The organism is Vibrio sp. 1402, from assembly GCF_033340275.1.
The window spans coordinates 1-573 of record NZ_JAWOWE010000513.1 but is presented as its reverse complement, the minus strand read 5'-3'; the positions used below and the strand labels follow the sequence as shown (position 1 = coordinate 573).

Sequence of the window (573 nt, the reverse complement as noted above, 5' to 3'; positions counted from 1 at the left end):
ACCCATAAATACTTGTGCTGGATAGGTGTTGAACCATAAGAATCCAAGACCCGCGCCCACAATCGCCGTACATACCACAACAAGCTCAGAGGCGTGCGGTAGATATGGGATGTGCAGATATTCAGAAAAGTTAACGTTACCTGTCGCCCAAGCGATAACGGCAAAACCTGCAGCAACCAGTACCGTCGGCATGATAGCCAAACCATCTAAACCATCAGTGAGGTTTACCGCATTACTGGTGCCAACAATCACGAAGTAAGTCAGAATGATGTACATCAGACCAAGCTGTGGCATCACGTCTTTAAAGAATGGCACGACAAGCTGCGTCGCTGCTGTGTCTTTACCATAAGCATATAGAGCAAATGCCACAACAAATGCGATCAAAGACTGCCAGAAATACTTCCAACGCGCGATCAAACCATCGGTGTTTTTACGCACCACTTTACGATAATCATCGACAAAGCCAACGGCGCCATAACCTAGCAATACCGTCAGTACCGCCCAAACATAAGGGTTGGATAAATCAGTCCACAATAGAATCGTGATCGAAATAGCCGCCAAAATCATGATACC

1 protein-coding gene is annotated in these 573 nt (G+C 46.4%); it reads right to left on the bottom strand.

The window, feature by feature from the left end; translation table 11 throughout:
• A partial coding sequence (gene mraY / locus R7044_RS26985) for a phospho-N-acetylmuramoyl-pentapeptide-transferase (RefSeq protein ID WP_225456201.1) occupies window positions 1–573 on the bottom strand: 573 nt, incomplete at both ends.